This is a genomic window from Paenibacillus phocaeensis, from assembly GCF_900021165.1.
Lineage (GTDB): Bacteria > Bacillota > Bacilli > Paenibacillales > Paenibacillaceae > Fontibacillus > Fontibacillus phocaensis.
On the sequence record NZ_FCOQ01000030.1, the window covers coordinates 16653 to 39156 of the forward strand.

The 22504-nt window shown below is 52.6% G+C and carries 15 protein-coding genes and 1 tRNA gene; 2 read left to right on the forward strand and 14 right to left on the reverse strand.

Going from position 1 to position 22504, the window contains the following annotated elements:
- Positions 1-32 precede the first annotated feature (32 nt).
- The 11 genes from BN3795_RS18890 to BN3795_RS18940 form a co-directional block, all read right to left on the reverse strand.
- Positions 33-1625, reverse strand: a complete 1593-nt coding sequence (locus BN3795_RS18890) for a response regulator (RefSeq protein WP_068786254.1) — start codon at positions 1623-1625, stop codon at positions 33-35.
- On the reverse strand, positions 1626-3233 hold the full coding sequence (locus tag BN3795_RS18895; RefSeq protein ID WP_198524772.1) for a cache domain-containing sensor histidine kinase: 1608 nt from the start codon (positions 3231-3233) through the stop codon (positions 1626-1628).
- Positions 3234-3597: 364 nt separating this feature from the next.
- Positions 3598-3682, reverse strand: a tRNA-Leu gene (locus BN3795_RS18900).
- 124 nt (positions 3683-3806) lie between these two features.
- Positions 3807-5573: a glycoside hydrolase family 2 protein gene (locus BN3795_RS18905; protein WP_068786256.1), complete on the reverse strand. Its 1767-nt coding sequence runs from the start codon at positions 5571-5573 to the stop codon at positions 3807-3809.
- A gap of 14 nt (positions 5574-5587) precedes the next feature.
- A complete protein-coding gene (locus tag BN3795_RS18910) occupies positions 5588-7603 on the reverse strand; it encodes an alpha-L-arabinofuranosidase C-terminal domain-containing protein (RefSeq protein WP_110945254.1) in 2016 nt (671 codons plus the stop codon).
- Between the two features lie 20 nt (positions 7604-7623).
- Entirely contained in the window at positions 7624-8520 is an 897-nt protein-coding gene (locus tag BN3795_RS18915) for a carbohydrate ABC transporter permease (RefSeq protein WP_068786258.1), read from the reverse strand.
- 15 nt (positions 8521-8535) lie between these two features.
- Positions 8536-9495, reverse strand: coding sequence for an ABC transporter permease (locus BN3795_RS18920; RefSeq protein WP_068786259.1), 960 nt, complete (start codon positions 9493-9495; stop codon positions 8536-8538).
- A gap of 33 nt (positions 9496-9528) precedes the next feature.
- Positions 9529-11097, reverse strand: coding sequence for an extracellular solute-binding protein (locus tag BN3795_RS18925; protein WP_068786260.1), 1569 nt, complete (start codon positions 11095-11097; stop codon positions 9529-9531).
- Between the two features lie 124 nt (positions 11098-11221).
- Entirely contained in the window at positions 11222-12817 is a 1596-nt protein-coding gene (locus BN3795_RS18930; RefSeq protein ID WP_068786261.1) for a helix-turn-helix domain-containing protein, read from the reverse strand.
- A 14-nt stretch (positions 12818-12831) separates the two neighbouring features.
- Positions 12832-14610 carry a sensor histidine kinase gene (locus BN3795_RS18935; RefSeq protein ID WP_068786262.1) on the reverse strand — a complete coding sequence of 593 codons (1779 nt, stop codon included), beginning with the start codon at positions 14608-14610 and terminating at the stop codon, positions 12832-12834.
- An 86-nt stretch (positions 14611-14696) separates the two neighbouring features.
- The gene (locus tag BN3795_RS18940) at positions 14697-15554 is read right to left on the reverse strand and encodes an AraC family transcriptional regulator (protein WP_332835613.1); all 858 of its coding nucleotides are present in this window, start codon (positions 15552-15554) and stop codon (positions 14697-14699) included.
- A 122-nt stretch (positions 15555-15676) separates the two neighbouring features.
- Here BN3795_RS18940 and BN3795_RS18945 point away from each other — a divergent pair, with 122 nt between their 5' ends.
- A complete protein-coding gene (locus BN3795_RS18945) occupies positions 15677-17215 on the forward strand; it encodes a sulfatase family protein (RefSeq protein ID WP_068786263.1) in 1539 nt (512 codons plus the stop codon).
- Positions 17216-17525: 310 nt separating this feature from the next.
- Here the strand turns inward: BN3795_RS18945 and BN3795_RS18950 are convergent, their stop codons facing one another.
- Entirely contained in the window at positions 17526-19808 is a 2283-nt protein-coding gene (locus tag BN3795_RS18950) for a glycoside hydrolase family 3 C-terminal domain-containing protein (RefSeq protein WP_068786264.1), read from the reverse strand.
- A gap of 137 nt (positions 19809-19945) precedes the next feature.
- On the opposite strand from BN3795_RS18950, the gene BN3795_RS18955 reads away from it, so the two are divergent.
- Positions 19946-21196, forward strand: a complete 1251-nt coding sequence (locus tag BN3795_RS18955) for a helix-turn-helix domain-containing protein (protein WP_068786265.1) — start codon at positions 19946-19948, stop codon at positions 21194-21196.
- 38 nt (positions 21197-21234) lie between these two features.
- Here BN3795_RS18955 and BN3795_RS18960 read toward each other — a convergent pair whose 3' ends face one another.
- Positions 21235-21768: a chromate transporter gene (locus tag BN3795_RS18960; RefSeq protein WP_068786266.1), complete on the reverse strand. Its 534-nt coding sequence runs from the start codon at positions 21766-21768 to the stop codon at positions 21235-21237.
- Between the two features lie 13 nt (positions 21769-21781).
- Positions 21782-22417, reverse strand: coding sequence for a chromate transporter (locus BN3795_RS18965; protein ID WP_110945255.1), 636 nt, complete (start codon positions 22415-22417; stop codon positions 21782-21784).
- Positions 22418-22504: the final 87 nt, after the last annotated feature.

A 22504-nucleotide genomic window follows, 5' to 3' on the forward strand; every position in this document is an offset into this window, starting at 1 on the left:
TTTTTCGAAATGGCTTTCATTTTTTTAGATGATTAGGATCCGAACGTCGATGATCTGAATTCAGAGAGCGTTTTCCCAGTCACTTTTTTAAACACTTTCACAAAATAATTCGGATTGGGATAGCCTACGCGGGAAGCCGCTTCTTCGGCGGTCAGTTGATGCTGTCTGATCAGCTCTTTTGCTTTATGAATACGCACTTGCGTGACGAACTCCAGGAATGTCATCCCCATTTCCTGACTGAAACGGTGACTGAAATAGTTCACGTTCAGATTGGCGGCCATGGCGGCATCCTCGAGACGAATCCCTTCCGCATAATGTTCTTCAACATAAGCAAATACCGGTTTCATCCACGGCTTGCTATTCCTCTTATTGCCGTAAAACGTCTCATACGCTTGGATTGCCTCGATAAAAGAGCTTCTTAGCGCACACCAGGAGTGAATGCGTTCGGTTTCATCCCATGGGAACACCATCGAGTCTTGGGCTGCCTCCCCGGCTGCCGCAAAGATAAAATTCATCTCCTGCTGTCGTTTAACGTAAGCCTTGCCCATCCACTTGACCAATTCAAGCGCCTCTTCCGGCGTAGCCTGCGCAGCAATCTCTTCATCGATCTTCTCCAACCACGTCAAAATGTCTGCGGTCGAGCCTTTCTTGAGCAACTGAACAAATTGTTCTCGCCAAGCATTTGCGGCAGGCTGTATGCCGCTGGATACGGAAGTTTCAAACCGATAAACGCCCGCACCCTTGAAAAAGGAACGATCCAACATAAATTCCGCCTGATGCCGCAACGTCTTGCATTGTTCAAATACGTCATGCCCGGAAACCCCCGCGCTAACTATAACGTTAAGATTGTTTCTTAACGTTTCCGTCCAAGCCCCTACCAGATCGGCAACAAGTTGCCCCCTGTTCTCCTGCGGCTCAGGATTAAGAATTAATCCGTGGAACACACCGTGGTCCAAGCCTAACGGTATGGCGTACTTGGACTTGTTCATCAAATCGTGCAGCAGGTAAACGACCGCCGACAAGTCCGATTCCGAGTAAAGCTTCCCCTCACTCCATTCCCGGAACGCCACCCAAAATAAGGTGTTTCTTTCATGAAACTGCTCCGATAGCAACGGATAATCATGCGGCGAAATGCTGGCGGCGGGCGCAATAATGCCGGGCAATAATCGGGATTGAATCATGAGTCGCTGTTTCTCGTCGTCAAGGGTTGCCGTTCGATTCACCGTACTACGCTCGATACCTTGTTGCGATTGTCTGGCCGTCAATTTGCGGAGCGTCGCAATCAACTCTTCAGGATCAAACAGATGTTTGGGAATGTAATCTTGAACCCCCAATTGCAGCGATTTGCGTGCATACTCGAATTCGTCGAAACTGCTCAGAATGATGATGATCATGTCCTGATCCGTTTCCCTGATCTTTTGGATCAGTTCCAGTCCATCCATTTCAGGCATCCGGATATCGGTTAGCAGAACATCCGGATAGCCTTCCCGGCAGAAAGCCTCCCACGCCTCTTTTCCATTCCGGTATGCTTCAAGACTTTCATACCCATAAGCCTGCCAATCGATAATCGTTTGAAATCCAACGCGAACCAACGATTCATCGTCCACGATCGCCAGCCGGAGCATTTATTCATCCCCTCCTTCTTTCAAAACGGGCAATTTCAAGATTACGGTTGTTCCACAGCCGATTTCGCTGGTCATTTCCAGCCCGTATGGGAGACCGTAATGGATGTCGATCATTTCCTTCACATTGGACAGTCCAATGTGTTTGTTGTTATTCCCCGAACTCAAGTCTTCACGGATTTGGGTCAGTCGTTCCGGAGAAATACCGTTCCCGTTATCCTGTACGGAGAGAAGAAGCATATCTTCTCGAACCTGGGCTTCAAGCCGAATCTCGCCGGCATGGTTTATGGAGGAAAGCCCGTGCACGATCGCATTCTCCAGCAATGGTTGGATGAGAAATTTCAATAATTTGTACTCGCCGATACCCGGTTCCAAATGAGCAACAAAAGCAAAATTTTGATACCGCACTTGCTGAATTTTTACGAATTCCTGCATAATGTCCACTTCTTTATTCAAGGTAACCAGTTCATCCGCATCCCGAATCGTATATTGCAACAGAGTGCTTAAAGCATCGACTACTTCTCGGATATGATCCTGTTTACGGATCATCGCCATCCAGCGGATGGAATTTAACGTGTTGTACAAAAAGTGAGGAGACAATTGATTGCGCAGCCCTTTTAACTGAGCTTCACGCTTGCGTTTCTCGCCTTTTTTTACTTCTTCAATTAAATTGTGAATTTCATACATAATAGAAATGAACGTATCATTCAATTCCGCGATCTCTTTGGCGCCTTTAAATTTGCTTAGCTTGTGGGGATGCTCCCCCTTAAGCCCTTTTCTCATATTTTTATGCAGCTTCGCGATCGGAAGCGCTACGTCCATACGGATCAAGTAAAAAGCAATGACCCCTACAATAAAGCAGCCCCCGGCCAGCCAGACGGCGATCATGCTCAAACGATATACCGTAGCATATAACGTCGTTAAAGGAAGATTTGCAACCAGTCTCCATTCATTATGGGCCAGCCATTTTTCGGATTGCAGAGAGTCCGTGACGAGTTCGGTCGGCTCGGATGGCTCTTCCGCTAACAAAGTTTGCCGGTCAACCAGTTGAAATGTCGTATTGGGCCCAGCCATAGCCGAGCTCAGGATATCTTGAAACGAAGTTGGACTGATGACAAGGTAAAAGAAGCCGATAGGTTTGAAGTTATCGTCCTTCAAAACTCGTCCCAATCGAAAGCCGGTGCTCCTGGCACCCTCTTGAGAATCGGACGTGAGGGGCGCCCAATAAGGTTGTCCGTTCTCTTCCCTAATTTCCGATAAATGCCGGGAGTCAAGCGGCAGACCCCAATCTTTGCCAAGGGTAAAGGTGCCTTGATTCGTGGTGAATACAACGCCTAGGATTCCGTCGTCATGGAAGCCTCCGGTGATCGGCAAAACGTATTTCTCCAGAGAACGTTGAATTTCGATTTGTTCAAACTGATTATGAAGCGATCCGGAAAGAATGGCGGATATTTCAGATGCCGTTAATATACGAAGGCTTATATTATTATAGTCTTCTATCGCAGCGTCAAGTTTATCAACGGTAAGACTCACGATCGTGTCCGAGTAGGCTTCGGCATTTTCTCGAATCGCCGCGTTATAGTTGTTGGCGAGGAAGCTCAGTCCGATCATAGAAGGCAATACAAACAAAGGAAGATAGAAAAGCACTAGTTTTTGAGGTAAACTCCATCTTTGCCATCTGCGTTTAAAGGAAAACTTCCACAATATATTTCTTATCTTCATGATACCGCTCTCACCTTTTGTACCATCTTTGCGCAGTCCCTCCTCTCCAAAGGATATCCTAATACGAATTGGGTGTCGAGCGGTTTAAAGCAAGGGCTGAGAAAAGAAGCGGTGTAACGTTAAGTCCGGCCCCTTCTGGCACCGTCGCCAAACGACTTGGCCGCTGACTTCCGCGTGGCGATGTCGGCATATGCAAAAAGAGCTCTTGAATCTCCGCCAAAGGAAATTCAAGAGCTCGTTCATTATGAAAGGATGCGGTCGAGAGGACTCGAACCTCCACGGGGGGTTAGCCCACACGGACCTGAACCGTGCGCGTCTGCCAATTCCGCCACGACCGCGTTTCGCGTTGGTGCAATGTTTTGCAGCAACGAAATAAATATTATCATTTATTTTCCGCAGAGTCAACAGGAAAAAAGGGACCCCCGTCATCTCCGGTTAGTCCCTTCCTCCGCTCAGTTGGAATCAAGCTAAATTAATTTCCTTGATTTTGTCCATCGGGAATTTCGGCTTCCGATCCTCTGTCAACAGCCCGTTGATTTCTTGCTGCACATCGGTTAGTTGGGTATAGCAAAAACCGCAGATGTAGTCGACGCTTTTGATCGCCTGAATCAGGCTGTCAAAGCGCGCCAGAAACTCTTCATCCGTCTTCACCTGATGCCCGTAGCCCCAGCCGTTCTCCGACTCGAAAGCAATCCCGCCGAATTCGGTGATCATGATCGGTTGACCTTTGTACTCATATCCATCGGCCAATGCGTATTTCCATTGGTTGCAGGTCGTTTCCTTGTTGACGATGGCGTCCTTGTTCCCCGCATACCGTTTCAGGAAGCCCTCTCCTGTCTCAACATAATCGTGCAGCGTAATAATATCGGAGACCGTGTGCTCCCAGCCGTCATTCGTAATGACTGGTCGGTACGGGTCGATGGACTTGGTCAGATGGTAGATGCTTTCCGTAAATTTCTGTTGTCTTCGATCATGCAAAATGTTTGGAACTCCCCATGACTCATTAAACGGCACCCAGGTGATAATGCTCGGATGATTATATTGCTGATGGACGATTTCCAGCCATTCCTTGGTGAAGTTCTCTACCGCATCATCATGAAATTCAAACGTTGCCGCCATCTCCGACCATACCAACAGGCCCTTAACGTCGCACCAGTACAGGAAGCGGGCATCCTCGATTTTCATATGCTTGCGCACCCCGTTGTAACCCATTTCCAGCATATAGTCAATATCGGCAATAAGCGCCTCCTCGCTTGGCGGAGTCAGGTGACTCTCCGGCCAGTACCCTTGATCCAACATGAGTCTCTGATAGATCGGCACATTGTTGAGCAGGACCTTGCCCTTTTCGATTGATATCTTTCTCATGCCAAAATAGGAGAACACGCGGTCAACGACGACCTCGTCCAAGTACAGCACGAATTCCACATCATATAAATTCGGTTGAGCAGGGGACCAAAACGATCTTTTCCATGGCCCATTCGCTTCATGCACCAAATCGACTTCCACGCTGAAGCGAGGCCGATCGACCGCCAGGCTAACCGTCTTGACATGTTGATCCTTCAGGGTCACGATAGCTTCGAGCCTCAAGCTTCCCGCCCTGGTCTCGAGCCCCTGCACCCGGTAATCAAACGATACTTTGGCGTGATCCAGATCGGGGGTTATTTTTACGAAATCCAGCCTTTGCTCCGCTACGAACTCCAGCCAAACCGTCTGCCAAATCCCGGTTGTCTGGACATAAAAGCACTCGAAATTGTCCTTCGTCCAGCGCTGCTTGCCTCGCGGTTGGGTACAGTCGTTGCTATCCTCCGCCTTTAGCGTGATCACATTATCCGCACCGAAGACGAGGTATGGCGTGATATCCAGAGAAAAGGCGGCATACGCCCCCTGATGTCCGCCCGCCAACTCCCCGTTCACCCATACCTTGGCGAGATAATCCACCGCCTGAAAGTGCAAGATGACTCGCTTTCCAGCCGCTTCCTTCGGGATCGGCACGCTCTTGCTGTACCACACCCGCGCATGGAATTCCTCCAGGCCGATGCCGCTGGCCTCAGTTTCGTACGTAAACGGAACTTTGATTTTATGCGTTCCCACCAGCTGCTCCTGCCACTTTTCGGCTTCGCCGACATTCTGATCATCGAAGCGGAAGTCCCATTCACCGTTCAGGCTCATCCATTCGTTTCGGACGAACTGGGGCCGCGGATAATCTTTGATATAACCTTTGGTTGTCATGTACTGCCTCCTGTTTACGGGTTCGTTCTCATTTCCAATGCATATATGGACGACGGACGAAGAGGATATCCGGTCTTCCATGTCTCGGTCGGTACGACGCTCATTTGGCTGGCGATCCGATTCGGCTCGAACACGGTGTTCAAGTCTTGAGCGGAATCTCCCGTAATGACATGAAGGAGCGTTCCTTCGGAAACTTCAAGCTTGTGCAAATCAAGGGTCGCCGTCACTTCATGCAAGCTCCGGTTAACGATAAAGACCGTGATCACGCTGCCCTCTTCATTCGTGCAGGCTACAACATCCAGATCCGGGAGCGCATCCAGTTGGATCGGAGCCGGCTTGTTCGATTGAACGGAGAAGGTCCCGCATTCGGTACGCACTGGCAGTAACCGCGTCATCTTCCGCCCGGCATACAGCTTCATCACCTCATAGGTCGGGGTTCCGTAAACCTGAAGCGGAAGTCCGCTCCACCCCGGCAGCTTGCCGCAATATTGATCGGCGTAATAATCGCCTACCCGGATGCAGCCCCCAAGCCAGCCATTAACCAAATCGGAGAAGCTTCCGATGTGCACCAGGTCGCTAGCGCGCAGCATTTCGTTCAGGTTGGCCGCGTTGGCCACCGCTGCGCCCAGCGTATGCTCTTCCGGCACTCCTTTTCGGACGTTATTGGGATAATACATCGTGTTATATTCGGTAATCGCCAATTTCACATGGCTGTGCTTCGGATGCGACAAAATATGTTCTCTCGTCTCCTCGATCTGGTGTCTCGTCCATTCCGGGAAGCTGGCGATCGCCTTATATCGCTCTTCCGCCGGCGTGCTGGGGTCCATCGCAAAGCGGTTGTACCCGTGATACAAATGCAGGGTCAGGTAATCGATCCGTTCGCCCGCGATCTCAAGCACCGCCTTGTTCCAATCCTGATCGGTATGACCGCAGGCCAGAATGACAATCGCAGGGTCGGCCGCCTTCATCGCTTCGATGAAGGTGACGGTTCGCCGGGCGAAATGGTCGGCCGTACACGTTCCTACCTGCCAAGCTCCCCATACTTCGTTGCCGATCTCCCAATACTTCACGTTGTAGGGTTCAGGGTGTCCATTGGCCGCGCGTACCGCCCCCATCGGGGTATCCGCGCCTCCATTGCAATATTCAACCCACTGTGCGGCTTCCTCCGGTGTTCCTGAGCCGTCATTTACGCAAATCAGCGGTTCGACCTCCAGCTCCCGACAGAAGCGAATAAATTCGTCTGTGCCGAAATATTTGCTCGTCCAGCCGCCCCACGCCTCGTTATACATGACCGGGCGTTCAAGCACCGGTCCGATGCCGTGCTCAAAGTGGTACGCACTGATATAGTTGCCGGCCAGCCTCATCATACCGGCATTCAAATCCCTCGTCATCTCGATAACTTCCCGCTTCACGAAGCCGATATGGTCCTCCGGCAGCAGGGAGACATGATCGATCCAGAGCATCCCGGTGGATACGCTGTCCTGCCATCTCGGATGCTCCGCCGGTACATACACCCGAAATTCCGCATCGGCGCAATCCCTTTGGATCGTCAACATCCCTTCATATTCCCGCCAGTTGTGACCGTTAAGCTCGATTCGCTCCAGACCTAACCGCTCTTGACTGAGCCGGTCTACGGCCTCAATGATCATATAATTCAGCTCAATCGATGCCCGGACTACCAGTTTGACCGTATAGCGGATCGGCCCTTTGAGCGCAACCTTCTGAGCGATCCCTGCATAAGCTTCATCATCGCTATGGATTCGGGTGCGCTGGGCGCGTCCCGAGTGTTTGGGCGCCGGAGCTTCCAGCGCATACTTGGTATTGCGTCCGTTCGTGTAGGGATACCATTGCCCGGACACCTCGGCTTTCCCTTCCGCTTCACTCTCGAAATCCATGTCTTGCAGTGTAAAAGCCAGCATCGCTTCCATATGATCCCGGATATCTTCTACGAAATGTCCAAATAAGTAGGGGTTAATTCGATGCTCGCTTGCCTGGCTGCCGTCGATGGTAATCGTCGCTTTATTCATCAAGGGTTAACCTCCGTTCATGCTTATCCTTTAATAGAGCCGATCATGACGCCTTTGACAAAATGCCGCTGCACAAAGGGATACATCACGAGTACCGGCAAACTGGAGACAATGATAACGGCAAATTTAATGCTCTCGGACAGAAGGATCTTCTCTTCCATCCCGACGTTGCCGCCGTCAACGCCCGTAGACTGGCTGATCATCAGAATTTCCCGCAGCACCAGCTGGAGGGGATAGAGATGCTCGCTGCGAATATAGATCAACGCATTAAAGAATGCGTTCCAGTGACCCACCGCATAGAACAGAACCATCACCGCCAAAATCGGTTTAGACAGCGGGAGGATAATGCTAACGAGCAGCCGCCAATTCGAGCAGCCGTCGATATGCGCCGCCTCCTGCAGCTCCCAGGGGATGCTGGACTGGAAATACGTTCTCATGACGATCAAATTGTAAGTGGAGATCGCCCCGGGAATGATCAGCGCCCACATCGTATCGACCATTCCAAGACTCTTGACGAGCAGATAGCTGGGAATCAGCCCGCCACTGAAAAACATCGTCAGGGTAATGATCAACATCAAGCCTTTGCGTCCCGGCAAATCCGGACGTGATAACGGGTAAGCCGCCAACAACGTCATAACAATATTGATGAGCGTGCCCACCACCGTGTAAAGAATCGAGTTGCGATAGCCGATCCAAATCTGCTCATTATGCAGAATATTGTTGTAAGCTTCAAGGGTTACCCCTTTCGGGAGCAGCCACACTTCTCCGTTCAGCACCCTCGCAGGGTCGCTGAACGAGGCGCTGACTACAAATACTAATGGATAAAGCACGATGAGAATGATCGCCGAAGCGATCAAATATACCATAACATCGAACCATCGTTCGTCCGATGGACCTTTCGTCACTACCTCTTTAGCCATGATTCGTCCCCTCCATTACCACAGGCTCGTCTCCGACGTTTTGCGCGCGAACCGATTCACCAGCAGCAGCAAGGTCAGGTTGATCAAAGAATTGAAGAGCCCAATGGCCGCCGTGTAGCTGTATTCCCCTTTCAAAATCCCGGTTGTGTACACAAACGTGGAAATGACATCGCTCGCCTCTAGATTCAGGTTATTTTGCATCAGCAAAATTTTCTCAAAACCGATGTTCATGAACTGGCCGATATCCAAAATGAGCAGGATCACGATGACCGGAACGATGCCCGGGAGAGAGACGTGCCAGATCCGCCGCATCCGCGATGCGCCGTCCATCTTGGCAGCTTCGTACAACTGCGGATTGATGCCGCTCAGCGCCGCAATGTATATAATCGATTGCCAACCCATGCTCTGCCAAATATTCGAACCGATAAAGATCGTCTTAAACCACCCGGCCGATTCCATGAAGCGAATTTCCGATCCGCCCAACGCATGGATCAACATATTGATCGGGCCGTTCGTAGACAGAAGCACGGTTAAAATCCCTACAATAACAACAACCGATATAAAGTGCGGAATATAGGTGATGTTTTGCAGCAACTTACTGTAGGTCTTACTGGGAATCTCGTTAATAAGCAGAGCGAGTAATATCGGAATCGGGAAAGCAATGATCAGGGAGAACAGATTGATAGACAGGGTGTTCCAGAGCAGTCTCCAAAAATAATACGAATCAAAAAAACGTTGGAAATGCTCAAACCCCACCCAACTGCTGCCAAGAATTCCTTTGCCCGGATTGAAATTTTTGAATGCGATCTGCAGCCCGTAGAGCGGGCCGTAATGGAACAGCAAATACCATGCGATCGGCAGCAGCAGCATGAGATACAAATCGTATCTCCTGGCGATCTGCTTGATAAGGCGGCTGCCCCGTTCCTTTCGGAACTGGGGCGCCGCGGCAGTCTCATGGATTTCTGCGTTCTTCATGAACATCCACTCCTATCCCATAGAGGATCTGCCTTATTTAGCCATTTTGTCATAAGCGTCTTGATAGATTTGTTGAAGCTCTTCAATGTTCATCTTTTTCAACGTAGACTGGAACTCTTCCCACTTGTCGAAGCTCAGTGCTCCTGCAATAAACTTCGTGCTTTGCTCTTGATAGTACTTGTCGATATCGTTGCGGAGCACATTGACCTTTTGAGCCGTTGCTTCGTCGAACATCGGAGCCGCATAACGGATTTTCGGCATATACGGATCCAGCGCCTTTTGCGCTTCCTGAACTTGCGGAGGATTGATGTACGAACCTACATATTCACTGATCAGATGAGGCGCACCTCCGCCGGCGTATGGCGTAAGCTTCGGCTGGGTCTCAGCTGTCGAGAATTCAGGCTTATAGGTTGGAAGCCCGTCAACGATTTCATAATGCTCGCCCTCCCGGCCGAACCGGAGCAAAGTCGATCCTTCATCGCTATAGAAATAGTCGATCCAGCGCATGGACACTTCCGGATATTTGTTGACTGAAGTAATGGCAAACGCACCTTGGTCACGCGGAACCGGAGCGTTTTGGCTTTGCAGACGGTCGCCATGCGGACCTTCAAACGGTGCGATACCCGTATATTGATCCATAATCGGCAGGAAGTTGTTATTCGTCTGATCGAAGAACAACCCTGTATTTCCCGATCCTTGCTTTGCCAAATATTGCGCTTCCGTTTGGGAGAATACTTCAGGATCCAGCAATTTTTCCGTATACAGCTTGTTCAGGTACATGAGCAGTTCTTTGTTGCGCTCGCTTCCCATCCAGATTTCGACCTTGTCGTCAACAATGTTAATGTTGTAGCCGAACTGGAGGTCCAAGCCGAACGATCCGCTGAATGCAGCCACGATAGGCAGGTCGACAACACGGGAGGTCAAAGGAATTTCATCTTGCTTTCCGTTTCCGTTCGGATCTTGATCGCGGAAGGCAACCAATACGTCATACAGCTCATCCAGAGTTTCCGGCACCTTCAGGTTCAACTTCTCCAACCAGGCCGTATTAATCCATCTCTTGTCTGTCCGGGCCGAATTCAGCGTAACAATGCCCGGAATCGTATAGATGTGTCCTTCTGGTGTAGTAATCGATGCACGGATTTCCGGATACTCTTCCATCAATTTGGTAAGATTCGGTGCATACTCCTCGATCAGATTTTCCAGCGGGATCAGTTGACCGCCGGCTCCGTAGCGGACCGCTTCCAAAGGTGTAATATTAGAGCGGTACATGATGTCAGGCAACTCGTTGGACGCGAACAGCAGGTTTTTCTTCTCGGGAAAACCATCGGTTGGCGCCTCGATGAATTCCATCTGGACATTGCTCATTTTCTCGTAATCCTGAAACACCGGCATGTCCTTGAACGGTCCATTGACGGGCGCGATCCGGGTGAACATCTTCAGTTTGATCGGCTCCTGTACAATCGGAAATCCGTTTTTGCTGACCTCGGATACTCCGCCTCCTCCAGAAGCATTTTTGTTCGCGCCGGAGCCGGAACTGCATCCCCCCAGCACCAATGCGGCAATCAGCACCGTGCTGATCGTTTTTCCCCAATGTTTTCGCATCTTTTGCATGACCTCCTTCGTGAATGGCACAACATCGATTATTGTAAGCGTTTACCTTGGTGTAAATCCATTATAGTCGAACCGTCCTGACGCCAAATTCCACAATTTTGACCACATACTCCACTTATTTTACGGAATCTGAAAACCTGATTTTCTGCACGTAAGCTTGCGGGGTCATGCCGGTCCACTCCTTGAATACTTTGAAAAAATAGTTATAGGTGCTGAATCCCACCTGCACGCTTACTTGCTTAACCGAATACCGGCCGCTTTCCAACAGCTTGCAACTGGCGTCAATCCGGACCCGGTTCACATATTCCGAGAACGTCATTCCCGTCTCCTCTTTGAAAATCCGGCTGAGATACGAAGGATTAAGCCCGATGGCTCCGGCCGCCAGCTCCAACGTAATATAACTTGGATATTTCTCCAGGATCAGCAGGATCACTTGGGAGACATGGCGCGAATGGTGACCGGCCGCACGCTCCCGCTTTAAACGGTCAAGCAATTCCTCGTAGTAGGAATAAAGCCATTGTTCCAATCCGTCCACACTGCCGATTCGTCCCAAATCCTCGCGCGCCGTAAGGCCGAAGGTTTCCGCTTGAGCCCCGCTGGCATGAGGAGCCCATTTTCGAGTCGCCTTCTCCCCTATGGACAGCAACTCGCGAACGATCAGTTGCACCCCTTGGGCATGGATCGGCTGTTGGCGGAGACCTGTGAACGCGGAAGCAATCACTTCCCGTACGCCGCCCCGATCCAAATTTTCCATAGAGAGCAGGAGTTGCTTCTGTTCCTCAATCGTCAGGGACATTCGTTCGGTTCGTCCGCCTGACGACTGCAGAGACTGCGAAGCGTCAAGGGCTTGCTCGGCGGTACGGTAACTTGCCTCAAGCTTGGACAAGCTGGAGCAAACGTGGCCAACGGCGAACGTGCACTTCAGATTCATAAACATCTCCAGGGTATGTTGAAGATGGCTCATCAGCCTTACCGTCTCGGTTGCAGCTGCCTGCTCACTGCGTTCCCGAAACGGAAGCAAGACGGCCATGCGTCCATTTTCCACATAAGTCACTATCCGTTCCGGCTGATCCCCTAACGTTTGCTGCATAAGATCCATCGCCTGCTGCACCAGTCGGTTGGTCTGAACGTCGCTGCGGGATTCCGTCAGCAGCAGGAAGGAGGAAATCTGCATCGCTGCCACGGTGTAACACACCGCATCCTGCAACCGTCCACTCTGCCGGGCATCATCCTCCAGAGCCTTGACCGCTCCGGGCTTCCCTTGCATGACTTGCGCGAGGAGTTCCCGAAATTCGGTAAGACTGCCCTGCTTCCGTCTTTGGCCTTCCCTATCCTCTTCCATTTCACGGACCGCCTTACTCAATACGCCCAGAAGTTGGTCCGCGTCCAGGCGATGTTTCAGCAGATAATCGACCGCCCCATTCTTCAAACATTCACGGACATAATCGTAGTCGTCGTAGCTGCTTAACATGATCGTCTTCACGGTAGGGTAGCGCATACTGATCGTCCGGTTTAGCTCCACGCCGTTCATGCCTTGCATATGGACGTCCAGGATGACGATATGGGGCCGAAGCCGATCGATCATCCGAAGCGCCGCTTCCCCCTCATAGGCCTCTCCGCAAAGCTCGAAGCCGTGGGTTCGCCAATCCGACACCGTTCGTAAATGGTGATGCACCAACGGTTCATCGTCAACCAACAATACTTGATACATAACCTGTCCCCCTTTTACGCCTCAGCTTGCTGATCCAGGGTTCGCGGAAATCGAACCTCCACTTTCGTATACAACCCTTCTTCGCTATAGAGCTTGATCCCGTAAGGCTCGCCGAACACCCGACGAATACGCTCGTGCACGTTGCGAATCCCCATCCCGCTGAAACGGGAAGGTGCCTCTTCGCTTGCTTCCATCAACGTTTCCATCCTCTGCTTGCTCATGCCCTTCCCGTTGTCCATCACCTCGATCTTCAGCTCCCCGTCCTCTTCGAAGACGCGAATCAGCAAGAAACCTCCATGCGCCGACGGGCCGAATCCGTGCAAGAGCGCATTCTCCACAAGGGGTTGCAGCGTAAGCTTCAAAACCCGACATTCCAGCAAAGCTTCATCCTCGATCTGAAAATGCACCGGGATCGGTTCCAGGAACTTGTATTTGGCAATGGCGACGTAACTGGATACGTAACCGAGTTCCTCACGCAACGTAAGGAACTCCCCGGAATTCCCAAGCACACCTCGCATCAACTCCACCAGTGCTCCGGATACCTCCTCGATATTGGGAACCCCGTTTAACTTCGCCAGGTATTTGATCGTATTTAGCGAGTTATAGAGAAAATGCGGCCGTATTTGCGCTTGCAGCGCGGTGAGTTCCGCCTCCCGTTTGGCCTGCTCGCTCCTTCGGATCCCTTCCATCAGACGTTTCAATTCATCAACCATGCTGATAAATACCCGGTACAAATCGCCAATCTCGTCTTTGGTATTGATCTCCGTCCGCGGAAAATCGAGATTTCCATCCTTGACCCGCATCATCATCGTCTTCAAACGGCGGATATGGAGGGTGGTCTGGGAAGACATTTGCAGTGATCCAATCAGAATAATGATAAAAACGACAACAGACACCTCCACCATAAGGTTGCGGATTTTCTCGGATTCGCTGAGCAAAGAATCGAGCGGAATCAGCGCACGCGTCGTCCAACCGGTGTATTCGGACTTACGGCTGACGACGATATAACGTTTTCCGTCAATGGCTTGTTCGACGGTTTCTCCAGCACCGGACGATTCCGCGAGGCCATAAGCGGCTCCGACCCACTCGTCGGACACCGAAGACGGCGCCGAATCGGACTGATATACGAGTTGTCTTTGCTCATCCAAAACGTATATAATGCTGTCCGCCGTAGGTTTCACACCGTAGGTATTGCGGATGAAATCGTACTTCAAATCAACGATTACAACGCCGATCGTCTCCCGGTTATAACGGAGAACGCGCCCTACGGAGATCGCCTCCGAGGTATCCGTCCTTTTGAAATACGCGTGGCGCTCCCCTTTCTTTAACATAAAATCCATCATATCGGTATCCAGGAAAGTACGGTCGATCCAGGGGCCCCCCGAGAAGAATACCTTCCCGTTCAGGCCAACAACGGCAATACGCGAAATATATGGCTTGTAATCGATCAATCCGGAGAGAAATTCGGTGATCCGCTTTTGCTCCTGAAACCACTCGTAACTGATTTCTTCGTTTGGACTCAGAACCGTATCGATCACCGTATTTTTGTTGGTCACGACCACCGTATTCAAGCGGTCGATCTCTTTGAGCATAACGTTCAAGGATTCGTCCGCCTGCCGGATACTGTCCGATACCGAGGTGATCGCGTTCCTTTTGATCGTATCGCGCATGTTGACGTAGATAATGCTTGTCACAGAAACGATGGCCAGAAGCGTCAACAGTCCAAAGGCGATAAATATCTTCCCTTGAATGCCTATTTTCGGTGAAATCCACTTGCGCAACGTTGCCAACATCCTAACTTCCCCTCCTCCGATCTCCGAATCCGGCTGCATCAAGTAAGCGCTTTCGATAAACAGGTCATACCGACTAGTCCTCCCCGTTAAGTTCTCCTCTTCCGCATAGCTAACGGAGGCAATTGGTAATAAATTTTGAACGCCCGCGTGAACGTATACAAATTCGGATAACCCAAAGACAAGGCGATCTCCGTGACGGAAGCGTCCGTTTCGATAATCAGCTGTTTGGCCTTCTCCATGCGAATCTTCTGCAAATATTTCTGCGGGGATACCCCGATCTGGCTGGTGAACACCTGGGAGAAATACGAGCGGTGCACCCCTGCAAATGCCGCCACCTGCTGCACGGAAATGCCTTCCGTCGCATGAAGGTCCATAAAATCCATACATTCCCGAATCCAGCTCGAAGGCTCGGAAATCTCGGCGGCCACCGTCTCGGGGATTAATCCGGCCAGCAATTGGCATATGCTTCCTTGAAGCTCCAAAGAAACAGCCGGATTCCAGCGCTCGAAATTCGATAATTTCTCCATCGTGCCTCCCAGCAGTTCCCGCATCTGCGGGGTGACTACCGCTCTCCCGAACGGTCTCTCCGGCGTTAGGCCTGCAAGTTCCAGCAGTGACTTGACGCGGCTGCCGTCCAACGCGAGCCAGTTCATTTGCAGCGGCTTGTCCGCGGCCAATGCATGATAATAGTAGGTCCGCCCGGGAAACAGACAGAACAGGTCATTGGAATACAATTCCACCCGCTTCCCGTCGAATTCGAAGGAAACGCCTCCTTCCAATACAAAATGTAGGCTGTAGCATTCGATTCGTTTCGGCCCCACTTGATAATGAGGTTTGGCTACATTGCGCCCGGCCCGTACAGGCCACAGCTGCGCTTCCTTATCCGTATATCCGGGCGTGTAGTAAAGAAACTCGGCATATTCCTGTTCATACTCCTGCATCATTTCACGCATCCCTCCTTTTCTTTTATCCTTTTATAGACAACAAAATGGTAAATTCAATGTAACAGAACGCCATTTATAAATCACGCTATAATCAATATTATCATAATAGGAGGGGATGAATTTTGTCTAGTAGACCTAACATTTTACTAATTACGAGCGACCAACAGCATTGGAATACCCTCGGTGCGTTTCAGCCCGAAATCTCCACGCCGAACTTGGATCGCTTGGCCCGGGAAGGCACCACGTTCGGCCGGGCTTACTGCCCGAATCCGACCTGCACGCCAAGCCGATCTTCGATCATTACGGGCATGTATCCCAGTCAGCACGGCGCATGGACACTTGGAACGAAACTGTTGGAGGACCGTCACACGGTGGGAGAGGACTTCAAAGAGGCGGGGTACCGGACCTCGTTGATCGGCAAGGCGCATTTTCAACCTTTGAAATCGACGCCGGCGTATGAATCCAAAGAAGCGTATCCGATCCTGCAGGATTTGGAGTATTGGCGCGGTTTTCACGGGCCGTTTTACGGCTTCGATCACGTCGAACTTGCCCGCAATCATACGAACGAAGCCCATGTCGGGCAGCATTATGCCCTATGGCTGGAGGAACAGGGCTGCGCCAACTGGCGGGATTATTTCCTGCCGCCGACCGGCACGATGGATCCGGCGCAGACCTACAAATGGCCGATCCCGGAAAAATATCATTACAACACGTGGATCGCGGAACGGACGAATGCTCGTCTGGAGGAACACCGCCAGACGGGGGACCCGTTCTTCCTATGGGCCAGCTTCTTCGACCCTCACCCGGAATATTTGGCGCCGGAGCCCTGGGATACGATGTACGATCCGGAGAAGCTGACGATCCCGTCGCTGACGCCGGGGGAACACGACCGCAATCCGCCGCATTTCGGGCTGACGCAAGAGGAGAATCCCAATTTCTCCACCCTGATGGAAACGGGCTTTGGCGTTCATGGCTACCGTTCCCATCACTACTACGAATATGGAGCAAAGCGGCGGCTTACGGACTACGACAAGAAGAAGCTGGTCGCCGTTTATTACGGCATGATCAGCCTAATGGACAAATATATCGGCCGCATCCTCGATAAGCTGGATGATTTGGGCCTGGCGGAGGACACGCTCGTCGTGTTCACGACGGACCACGGCCACTTCTTCGGCCAACACGGTTTGCAGGCCAAGGGAGGGTTCCATTACGAGGATTTGATCAAGCTGCCGTTTATCGTCCGGTACCCGGGCCGCGTTCCCGCCGGGCGGCGTTCGGATGCGATCCAATCGTTGGTGGATCTGGCGCCGACGTTCCTCTCCTTCTGCGGATTGCCGATCCCGCCGGCCATGACGGGCGTCGACCAGCGGGAAGTGTGGCTCGGGCGGAAGGACCAGGCGCGGGATCACGCCATCTGCGAATTCCGGCATGAACCGACGACGATCCATCAGAAAACCTACGTCGATGAACGATATAAGATCACGGTGTATTACAATCAAACGTATGGTGAGATTTTCGATCTTCAGGAGGACCCGGGTGAGCTTCGCAACCTGTGGGACGAACCGGGTTACGAAGGGCTGAAGACGGAGCTGCTGCTCAAATACGCCTGGGCCGAGCTCGGCAAAGAGCCGATGCCGATGCCGCGAATCCATCACGCTTAGCGGGCGGGGGTCATTTATGACCTCTCTATACGAAAATTCGAATACAATCGGGCCTGCTCTGGCGACGATGACGGATTGTGTATGAAATTTCATACCCATTCGCGCATCCTCAAGGCATATGTCTTGAATCTATATGAAAAATCGAATAAAATCCGGAATTTTCTTCATCTGCAGCATACTTGTATATGAAAAATCGTGTACAATCCACACGGGGGAGGGGCTGGTAAGTCCAGTATTTGCCCCAGCCTCCGAAAACACAACGAAGGTTGCCCGCAACTTGGGGCAACCTTCCTGCGTGTTATCCTACTCTTCAGCTTTCACTTTGATTTCCTGCGCCTCCGTTCAACCGCTCCAACAGCCCGGACAACATCTCTTCCGTAAATTGGCCTTGGCTGAAAGCGACAGCGCCGCGCAGCGGCATGTATTTCATCATCGCTTCCATCATAGCGTCGAGCTCGCCGCCGCTCTCACCCGCCAACCCGGTAGCTCCCATCATCTCCATGGCAACACTGCGCGATTCAGGGCGGCCGAGCAGGTCGCCGATCAAGGTGTTGGCCGTATACACGACCGGAATCTCCGTCGTGGAATCCACCTCCACCGCAGCTTCGAGCACGATCTCCCGAGACGATTTGCCGATGAGAATCCGGTATTCCCCGGACTCGGCATGCCAATCGTTCAGCCGCGTCTCGTAATAGGCAAACGCGCTTTTATCCAGTTCGAACACCACCGTCTGCGTTTCCCCCGGCTGCAGCTCGACCTTGCAGAATCCCTTCAGCTCCTTGTCCGGCCGGATGACGCTGCTGTCCACGTCCCGGACGTAGAGCTGAACGATTTCTTGGCCCGCCCGGTTCCCCGTATTGGTGACCTGGAGGCTGACCGTAAGCTGATCGTCGTCCCGCATCCGGTTTTTGTCCAGCTTCAAATCCGCGTATTCGAAGCTCGTATAGCTTAGGCCGTGACCGAACGGAAACAGGGGCTCCACTTCCTTCGTATCGTAATAACGATATCCGACGAAGATGCCCTCCCGGTATTCCACGCGATCCCCTTCGCCAGGGAAGAACAAATAGGAAGGGTTATCCTGCAGCCTGACCGGGAACGTTTCCGCCAGCTTGCCGCTTGGATTGGCTTCGCCGAACAGGAGATCGGCTACGGCGCCGCCCGCCGCCTGACCGCCCAGATAACCTTCCAGAACGGCCTTGGCCTTGCCGATCCACGGCATTTCCACCGGCGATCCGTTGCTCAGCACGACCACCAGATTCGGCTGCGCTTGGGCCACCGCCTCCAGCACCGCAACTTGATTCGCCGGCAACCGCATATGCGTCCGGTCGTAACCCTCCGATTCGTACCGGTCCGGCAGGCCGATAAACAACACCGCCGTATCAGCGTTCTCCGCTTTGCGAACCGCATCGCGCAGCAGCTCGGCGTTCACGTCGTCCCGATCCAGCTCGAACCCTTTGGAATATACGAGGGTTGTGCGATCACCCGCGATTTTGCCCATTTCCTCCAGGGCCAAATCCAGGCGCGTCGGGTTGACGTGAGAGCTCCCGCCCCCTTGATAACGCGGCTTTTCGGCGAATTCGCCGATCACGGCGATCGTTCCCTCTTTGCGGAGCGGAAGGAGGCCGCCCTCATTTTTCAGCAGCACCATGCTCTCCTGCGCCGCGATCCGGGCCAGCCGGTGGTGCGCCTCCGCGTCAAAAGTCGCCTGTTCTTGACGATGCTCGGCCGCCTTGAAGACGAACGTAAGAATTCGTTCTACCGCCCGGTCCAGCGTCGCTTCGGGCAAGCTTCCGGCTTTGACCGCCGCGACGATTTTGGCGTCCCCCGCTCCTCCGCTCGACGGCATCTCCAACTCCAAACCGGCGGCGAGCCCGCGAACCCGGTCGTTAACCGCCCCCCAGTCGGACACGACAAAACCTTCAAAGCCCCACTGGTCGCGCAAAATCTTCGTCAGCAACTCGTGATGCTCCGAGGCATATTCGCCGTTCACCCGGTTATAGGAGCACATCACGCTCCACGGCTGGGATTGGACGACCGCGCCTTCAAAACTTCTTAAATAGATTTCACGCAGCGTCCGTTCGTCGACTACCGCGTCGGTGGACATTCGGCGATGCTCCTGATTGTTGGCGGCAAAATGCTTCAGCGAGGTGCCCACGCCCTGGCTTTGCACCCCTTGGATATGATGGGCGGCCATTTCCGACGACAAATACGGATCCTCGGAGAAATATTCGAAGTTGCGGCCGCATAGCGGCGAACGTTTGATGTTCGTCCCCGGACCCAGCAGCATGGCGACGCCTTCCGCCTGGCATTCCTTGCCGAGCGCTTCGCCCACGCGGCGGATCAAGCCGCGGTTCCAGGAAGCGGCCAGTCCGGCGGCCGACGGGAAACAGGTCGCCGGCACGCTGTCGTTGAGCCCGAGGTGATCCGCCGAGGCGCTTTGCTTGCGCAAGCCGTGCGGGCCGTCGGTCATCATGACGGACGGAATTCCCAGCCGCTCCACGCCTTTCGTATGCCAAAAATCAAGGCCGGAGCACAACCCCGCCTTTTCCTCCAAAGTCAGCTTGGCGACGATTTCTTGGATCTTCGCTTTCATCCTTGCACACACGCTCCCTTTTAAATTGAAATCGTTTACAATCGTTCGGTTGCTTTTATTTTACGGGACGTTCTCTCTATCATTATGGTATAATTTTTGCAATTATAGTATTTTATTAACCTGCAAGGAGGATCACGATGACCGGACAGCCGGAGCTTGATGAGCGGTTGAGCCGCTTTTGCCGCCTGCTTCACGAAGTTACTTTGCTGCCCGTCATTCTTACCGACTCAACGGGGCGAATCCAGGCCCACCATCCGGACCCGTTCCTGCCCAATCCTACGTATCGCAGTCTGCAGGAGCAAGTAACGGCGTGGATCGGCGAGCATCGCCCCGCAGCCGTTCCCGTGCTGCATTCCACCGCCTATTTAGAACAAGGCCTGCTTATTCCCGTCGGCAGCGCGGATGAATCTTGCGGATGGATCGTCGCAGGTCCGGCGGTTTCGGCGATTTGGCCGGAGGAGTTGCTGACCGGCTTGCTGCAGGACCTGAAGGTGCCGCAGCGGCAGCGCCCCGCCTGGCTCGCTTATTACCGGGGTCTGCCCGTGATCGACAGACACCGGTTGATGTCTGCGGGACGGCTGGCCTACGAATGGCTGACCGGGCAGCCCCTGGCTCCGGCCGAGTTGATCGATACGTCCGTTCCCCCCGCGGAAGAATCCGGCCCGAAACCGGCCGTCCTGGCTTCCCTTCGTCTCTCCGGCAGCCGGGAAGCGGGCGTTTACCATCATTCGCCGGACAGCGAGCAGCTGTTTTTGAAGCATATTAAAAACGGGAACAAAAAAGAGCTGTTCCGCACTTTTGCCTCGTTATCGCACCAAGGTGTGGGTATTTTGTCCAGACGCAGCCCCTTGCGTCACCAGAAAAATATTGCCATCGTTGTCATCACACTGGCGACGCGGGCGGCCATGGAAGGCGGCGTGTTCCCGGAGGAAGCCTACACGCTGAGCGATCTCCACATTCAGCATATCGAGGAGCTTGGAGAAGTCGCCAAAGTGGAGCATGCACTGCTTACAGCTTTGGGCGATTTTGCCGACAAAGTAAAGAGTGGCCTCGAGCAGCGGGTATCCCGTCCGATTGCGGTGTGCCAGCGTTATATTTTCGACCATTTGTACGAAGAACTCTCCCTGCCGGCTTTGGCGGAGGTCTCAGGGATCAGCTCCGTTCATCTCTCCCGACTGTTCCGGCGGGAAACAGGCAGCAGCCTGACCGAATACATTCAACGGCAACGGGTGGAAGAAGCGAAGCAACTGATCACCTTGTCCGCCTGCTCCCTATCCGATATCTCCGCCCGGTTGCAGTTTCACGACCAGAGCTATTTCACCAAAGTGTTCAAGAAATTCGCCGGCATGACGCCGAAGCAATACCAGGACCGCATGCCTACAAATTAAACAGGGGCCTCCTATTCGTAAATTAGGAGACCCCTGTTTTAGAATAAAACAATGCCCGCAGCGGCGGACAGCAAAATCACCGCAAAGGGGTGGATTTTGTATTTGGACACCAAAAGGAGGCATCCGGCGACGATCAGCAGCGTACCGGCCATCGACCAGCTCAGCAACGGTTCGCCGCGTCCGCTCAAGCCAAAGTGAAGGGCAGCGTAAAGGATCAACCCCGTTACGATTGGGCGCAAACCGTAAAACGAAGATCTGACCCATTCGTTGTCCTGGAGCTTGAAGAAAAAAGCGGTAATCAGAATGACGATGATCAGCGACGGTAAAATGATACCTATGGTGGATATGATCGCGCCTATAATCCCCGCCTCCGAATACCCGATCAACGTGGCGGCGTTTGTAGCGATGGAACCCGGGGCCATCCCCGCGAGCGCAACAATCTCCTGAAACTCCCCGGCATTCACCCAGCCCTTGGCTTCTACCTCCCGCTGAATCAGCGTCATGACCGCATAACCGCCGCCAAAGGAAATGAGCCCCACCTTGATGAAAACCAAAAACAGCTGCCAAAGCATAGATGATCACCCTTTAGATGTAATATTCCGGAAAATGAAGCTCCTGTTTGTCCTGGGACCGTTCCCTTTCCGTCCGCACGGTCATCCTCAATTTTCGCTTAAACCAAACAATCGCGATCCCGGCGATCGGTCCTCCCAGAATCAGATAAAACGAATGAAGGCCGGTGAATAACAGCAACACGACCGCAATGGCCGTAATGACCAGGGTGGCCCCGTCCAGTACAGAGGATTTCCACATCTTAATGGCAGCTATAATGATCAACGCCACGACCGCAGCGTGAATGCCTTTCAGCGCCGCCTCCACTTTCACATTGTCTTTAAAAACAGCGCTAAGCAGGCTCAGCAGAAAAACAATAATAAACGTAGGCAATGTTATCGCGGTTACAGCCGTGATGGCGCCGGGGATCCCCCCTAAGCGGAAGCCGATGAAAGCTGCGGAATTGACAGCCACGCCGCCGGGAGCGGACCCCGAAATGGACACCATGTCCCCCATTTCATCCTGGTTCATCCACCCTTTTCGATGAACAATCTCCTCTTCGATCGTCGCGATCATCGTGTAACCTCCTCCAAAGGTGGAAGGTCCGATTTTGGCAAAAGCGCAAAAAATTTGCCCTAGCAGTTTCAAGCGCCCAGTCCCCATGCGACTCATCCGAACACACCCTTTTCTGTCTCGTCATGCCTTAAATGTCTATCCGCATTATAACACATTAATTTCATTTTGGAATTAAGTTGTGAT

Bases quoted from the DNA above. Each gene is read 5' to 3' on its own strand.
- BN3795_RS18935 (WP_068786262.1), bottom strand. From the start codon at position 14,610: ATGTTGGCAACGTTGCGCAAGTGGATTTCACCGAAAATAGGCATTCAA.
- BN3795_RS18895 (WP_198524772.1), bottom strand. From the start codon at position 3,233: ATGATCGGACTGAGCTTCCTCGCCAACAACTATAACGCGGCGATTCGA.
- BN3795_RS18930 (WP_068786261.1), bottom strand. From the start codon at position 12,817: ATGTATCAAGTATTGTTGGTTGACGATGAACCGTTGGTGCATCACCAT.
- BN3795_RS18950 (WP_068786264.1), bottom strand. From the start codon at position 19,808: ATGAAAGCGAAGATCCAAGAAATCGTCGCCAAGCTGACTTTGGAGGAA.
- BN3795_RS18940 (WP_332835613.1), bottom strand. From the start codon at position 15,554: ATGATGCAGGAGTATGAACAGGAATATGCCGAGTTTCTTTACTACACG.
- BN3795_RS18925 (WP_068786260.1), bottom strand. From the start codon at position 11,097: ATGCGAAAACATTGGGGAAAAACGATCAGCACGGTGCTGATTGCCGCA.
- BN3795_RS18905 (WP_068786256.1), bottom strand. From the start codon at position 5,573: ATGACAACCAAAGGTTATATCAAAGATTATCCGCGGCCCCAGTTCGTC.
- BN3795_RS18960 (WP_068786266.1), bottom strand. From the start codon at position 21,768: ATGCTTTGGCAGCTGTTTTTGGTTTTCATCAAGGTGGGGCTCATTTCC.
- BN3795_RS18890 (WP_068786254.1), bottom strand. From the start codon at position 1,625: ATGCTCCGGCTGGCGATCGTGGACGATGAATCGTTGGTTCGCGTTGGA.
- BN3795_RS18920 (WP_068786259.1), bottom strand. From the start codon at position 9,495: ATGAAGAACGCAGAAATCCATGAGACTGCCGCGGCGCCCCAGTTCCGA.
- BN3795_RS18915 (WP_068786258.1), bottom strand. From the start codon at position 8,520: ATGGCTAAAGAGGTAGTGACGAAAGGTCCATCGGACGAACGATGGTTC.
- BN3795_RS18955 (WP_068786265.1), top strand. From the start codon at position 19,946: ATGACCGGACAGCCGGAGCTTGATGAGCGGTTGAGCCGCTTTTGCCGC.
- BN3795_RS18965 (WP_110945255.1), bottom strand. From the start codon at position 22,417: ATGAGTCGCATGGGGACTGGGCGCTTGAAACTGCTAGGGCAAATTTTT.